Annotated in this window: 1 pseudogene; it reads right to left on the reverse strand. The window is 59.3% G+C overall.

What is annotated here, in order from left to right:
• Positions 1-7 precede the first annotated feature (7 nt).
• Positions 8-481 (reverse strand): annotated as a pseudogene (locus B3V69_RS04905) (UbiD family decarboxylase domain-containing protein); the annotation flags it as partial.

A 481-nucleotide genomic window follows, 5' to 3' on the forward strand; every position in this document is an offset into this window, starting at 1 on the left:
ATTTGGCTTATAAACCCAATGTCTGCCAGACCTCATCGACTCGGGCCATGACTGCAGGGCTCATCTGCATGGTGCGGCCCCACTCGCGGCTGGTCTCGCCCGGCCACTTGTTGGTGGCGTCAATACCCATCTTGCTGCCCAGTCCGCTTGTCGGGGAGGCAAAGTCGAGGTAATCAATCGGTGTGTTGTCCACCAGCAGGGTGTCGCGCGTCGGGTCGACCCGCGTCGTGATGGCCCAGATCACGTCCGGCCAGTCGCGGATATTGATGTCGTCATCGACCACCACGATGAACTTGGTGTACATGAACTGGCGCAAAAAACTCCAGATGCCAAACATCACACGCCGGGCGTGGCCGGGGTAGGACTTCTTGATGCTGACCACGGCCAGCCGATAGCTGCAGCCTTCGGGCGGCAAATAGAAATCGGTGATCTCGGGGTATTGGCGCTGCAGCAGCGGCACAAACAACTCGTTCAAGGCCAG

The sequence above is a fragment of the Rhodoferax sp. UBA5149 genome, from assembly GCF_002413825.1.
Classification (GTDB): domain Bacteria; phylum Pseudomonadota; class Gammaproteobacteria; order Burkholderiales; family Burkholderiaceae_C; genus Rhodoferax.